General features: G+C 58.6%; 4 protein-coding genes. All 4 read left to right on the top strand.

From position 1 onward, the window contains the following. On the top strand, nucleotides 1-1788 hold a 1788-nt coding region (locus ACLPGZ_RS19545), incomplete at its 5' end, for a THUMP domain-containing class I SAM-dependent RNA methyltransferase (protein WP_429641891.1). A 214-nt stretch (nucleotides 1789-2002) separates the two neighbouring features. Further along, a complete protein-coding gene (locus ACLPGZ_RS19540; RefSeq protein ID WP_026483072.1) occupies nucleotides 2003-2521 on the top strand; it encodes an RDD family protein in 519 nt (172 codons plus the stop codon). Between the two features lie 43 nt (nucleotides 2522-2564). Continuing rightward, entirely contained in the window at nucleotides 2565-3476 is a 912-nt protein-coding gene (gene hslO / locus ACLPGZ_RS19535) for an Hsp33 family molecular chaperone HslO (protein ID WP_009456504.1), read from the top strand. 79 nt (nucleotides 3477-3555) lie between these two features. Continuing rightward, on the top strand, nucleotides 3556-4383 hold the full coding sequence (locus ACLPGZ_RS19530) for a hypothetical protein (RefSeq protein WP_239054487.1): 828 nt from the start codon (nucleotides 3556-3558) through the stop codon (nucleotides 4381-4383). Nucleotides 4384-4422 lie beyond the last annotated feature (39 nt).

Below are 4422 nucleotides of genomic sequence, written 5' to 3'. Positions count from 1 at the left end.
GCATTCAACCGCGATCGTGACAGCCGTCCGCAATCGGGTGAACGTCGTGAATTCTCCGGTGAACGCCGTGAGCGTCCCGCATTCAACCATGACCGTGACAGCCGTCCGCAATCGGGCGAACGTCGTGAATTCTCCGATGAGCGTCGTGAACGTCCTGCATTCAACCGTGACCGAGACAGCCGCCCTCAGTCTGGCGAGCGTCGTGAGTTCTCCGGTGAGCGTCGTGAACGCCCTGCATTCAATCGTGACCGCGACAGCCGCCCTCAGTCTGGCGAGCGTCGTGAGTTCTCCGGTGAGCGTCGTGAACGCCCTGCATTCAATCGTGACCGCGACAGCCGCCCTCAAACAGGCGAGCGCCGCAATTTCTCGGGTGAACGCCGCGAGCGTCCAGCCTTCAAGGGCGACAAGGAATCTTCGGAGCGTACCCCTGCCGGCAAAATGCCCAGCAAGCTGTTTAGCCCGGCCGGTGACTCCGATGCCTTTCCTCAATATGTCTCGCCTATTCAGCGTGTAGACAGCCCCCAGGCCCCCAAGCCCGGTCAGCGCCTGCCCGATAGCAATATCGAGCAAAACGAGCGCGTCCAGGTCAAGGCTCTGCAAGGGGAACGCTACCGTCTGTTTGCTCCCTGCCCACAAGGGCTGGAAGAAGCGCTGTCGCTGGAACTGCAAGCACTAGGCTACGAGAACGTTCAAACCGGCCGTGCGGGCTGCCATTTTGATGCGGACTGGATCGGTGTCATGCGTGCCAACCTGTCCTCGCGACTGGCGACACGCATTTTGCTGGAAGTCTCGCACGCTCCTGTCACCAACGAAGAGGACATTCTGGCCCTGGCTCGGGTGACTCCCTGGGAACGCTGGTTTGGCCCCGAGCAGACACTGCGTGTCGACACCTCGGCCGTACGCAGCCCCATGCAAAGCTTGCAGTACTGCAATCTGCGCGCCAAAGACGGGATTTGTGACCGCCTGCGTGATCTGGAAGGCGCACGTCCTTCCATCGATACCGTACGCCCGGATGCCAAGGTGCATTTGTTCCTGGACGAGACCAGTGCCACCTTCTACCTGGATACCAGTGGCGAGTCCCTGTTCAAGCGCGGCTGGCGTCACGACAAGGGCGATGCGCCTTTGCGTGAAAACCTGGCAGCGGGCCTGCTGGCCCTGTCTGGCTGGGACCCCAGCAAGCCTTTGATCGACCCCTTCTGCGGTAGTGGCACGATTCTGATCGAAGCCGCCTGGATGGCTTTGGGAGCGCCTCCCGGCATCTGGCGCCCCTTCCACTTCGAGCGTCTGCGCTGCCACGACCAGCGCTTGTGGCGTGATATCAAAGACGAAGCGCGCTCCATGATCGCACCTCGTCTGGATACTCCATTGATTGGCTACGACATCAACTCCACCGTTCTGGATGCAGCCCGTTCCAACCTGGAACGCTCGCACCTGACGCTGGAGACGATTCGCTTCGAGCAAGGCGATGCCCTGAAGATTCGTCCAGAAACGGAAGCCGGCTGGATTGTCACCAATCCTCCTTACGGCGAGCGCCTGGAACATCAGGACGAGGACTTCTGGCCAAACTGGGCCAGCAACCTCAAGCAAAACTTCGCCAACTGGAGCGTGAACATGATCAGCAGCGACCTGGAGCTGCCACGTCATATGCGCCTCAAGCCCAAGCGTCGTTACCCGCTGTACAACGGTGCTCTGGATTGCCGTCTGTTCTGCTTTGACATGGTTCCGGCCAGTTATCGCAATAACGAGACAGCCTCGGACGCCAGCGAAGACTCAGCCAGCGCCGAATAAGCGTCAAGCCGTCTTGTACAAGGCAACAAGGGCCAAGTCCATGAAAATGGCTTGGCCCTTGTTTATTGAGACAAGCCCCCCATATCTTGATTACTTTTCTACCCTTCTGGGGCCCGCCCGACTCCATGCCTTCTGTTCCAGCCCCGAACCGGCAGCATTCCGTTAGGCAGCGATATACGCGATAATGGCAGTCTCCCCTGCCTCAAGACGCACCATGACACCCACTTTCACTACTCCTGGCCGCTGGCGACGCTTTGCCTGCATGATGTATGAATCCATCCTGCTATTTGGCGTTATTTTCACCACCGGCTATCTGTTTGACACCTTGACCCAAAGCCGTAGCGGCCTGGATCTGCGTCATGTGCGTCAGGTCGTTTTATTTATTGCGCTGGGGATTTATTTCGTGCTGTGCTGGCGCAAAGTGGGCCAGACCCTGCCCATGAAAACCTGGCATATGCGACTGGTAGACGAGCAAGGTCAGATTCCTGCCCTGCGTACCCTGCTGCTGCGTTATATTCTGCTATGGCCCCTGCCCTTGCTGGGAGCTTTGCTGGTTCAGCTTCTGTCTGGCTACACAGGCTATGCGTCCACGGACCTGCTTATCGTGTTTACGCCTTTTCTGAACTTCATCTGGACCTGGTTCGACAAAGACCAGCAGTTCCTGCACGACCGTCTTAGCAAGACTCGCCTGATCGATGCGCGCCCTACCCGTGTTACTTCGGCAGCCACCTGAGCAGGCAGGCTGCCTCTTCATTTTTTAGTAGTACAGCAAAGTCATGACTGACATTTTAAAAAAATACTTGTTCGCCGACCAAAGCACACGAGCCCAGATTGTTCATCTTGAGCAAGCCTGGCAAATGGGTCTGGAACACCAGCACTATCCTGCCTGCATCCGCGACTTGCTGGGCGAGCTGGTAGCCGCTTCGGTACTGCTGGCGGGCAACCTCAAGTTTGACGGCTCCCTGATTTTGCAAATCCAGGGCGACGGCCCGATCGCCTTGCTGGTGGTGGAATGCACATCGGACATGGACATACGCGCAACGGTGTCGCTGCGTGAGAACCATCCCGTGCCCCAAACTGGCACCTTGCAAACCCTGCTGAACCCGCAAGGCCAAGGTCGCTTCACCGTAGTACTGGCCCCGCGTCAAAGCAGCAAGGATTTCCGCCCCTACCAAGGCGTGGTGCCTCTGGAAGGCGAGACCGTTGCCGAGGTTCTGCAAACCTATATGCGCACCTCCGAGCAATTGGATACCCACCTGTGGCTGGCCGCCGACGAAAACCGTTGTGCAGGGCTGTTGCTGCAACGTATCCCGCCCCAAGGCGGCCACAGCCTGGCGCAAAACCTGGACACCTGGGAACGCGCCCTGGCGCTGGGCTCCACCGTCCAGACACAAGAATTGCTGCAACTCGATAGCGACACCTTGATTCATCGCCTGTTCTGGGAAGAAGACCTACAAGTCTTTGAACCTCAGTCCGTGCGCTGGCATTGCCCCTGTTCCCGTCAACGCGTCAGCAATATGCTGCGCATGCTGGGCCGGGCAGAAATCGAGCAAATGCTGGCAGAACAAGACACCATCAATGTGTCCTGCAACTTCTGCGGCAAGCCCTATCAGTACGATGCAATTGACTGCGCGTCCCTGTTTGTCGACAAGGGCGATACCCAGCCTGGTGACGATACCCTGCACTAAGCAGAAACCGCTACGAAGGACTACACCCGCACAAGTCCTTCTACCAAGCTAAAAGACACTCAGCCATGATGGCAACATCATGGCTGATTCTTTTTCCTCACCCCATCCTCAATCTGGTTTGGCTGGCGCTCACATCATGGGAGCCCTGCTTGCAATCATCCTGCTGAGCTGGCTGGTGCTGGACGTGCTGACGCTGTACTCCTTGCGCGTACGCCTGCAACACGGTCTCTTGCATGCCGCTCGCCAAGCCAGCGTGCAGCATGCCCGACCTGAAACCATTGCCTCGGCATTCAGCCAAACACTGGCCGCTGCCAAAGTGCCGCTACACGATCAGTGGCAGATCCAGATCCTGTCGCCCTCACCACAGGCTTTTATGCTGCATGGCAGGCCTTCCCGGCTTCATGAGGGGCGTACAAGCATTACCCAGGGCTGGCAGGCACAACAGGCGGATCAAGCCAGCCACGGCGGCCCCAGCATCTACCAGGCCAACACATTGCACTTGTACCTGCTCTATGCCCATAAGCCGGGCCCTCTTTCCTTGCTTCGCCTGCTACCCAAGCTTGCCGCCAGCATGCCTGGCCCTTCAGGTTCGGCAGCGGTCTGGCTACGCCTGGAAATCAGACACCCCATGCAGTCCGATGCCGTGCAGTGGGATGACTTGGCTGACGGTCGGGTCGTCTATGCCCAGCAGACTGAAAACGAGCTTGCCTTGCCAGTTTCCCAAACAGGCTGGTCCACAGACCTGGAGCTAGCAGAACCGCCATCAACGGACGGGGATGGCCGTCTGCCATCATGGGATGGCCCTGCTCAAGGATCAGGTGATGCTTCCCCTTCTCCAGGGCCTGCCGCCCCCACACCAGACTCAGGAGGAGCTGACTACTCACCTCCAAACCCTGCTTGCTACTAATCGCCGAGCCAGCCAGAGCGGGTGGCGGGTGGCGGGTGG

It is taken from the genome of Alcaligenes sp. Me129, from assembly GCF_050487245.1.
Lineage (GTDB): Bacteria > Pseudomonadota > Gammaproteobacteria > Burkholderiales > Burkholderiaceae_B > Alcaligenes > Alcaligenes phenolicus.
The sequence above is the reverse complement of the archived record's forward strand: the minus strand, read 5'-3'. Positions and strand labels throughout refer to the sequence as shown.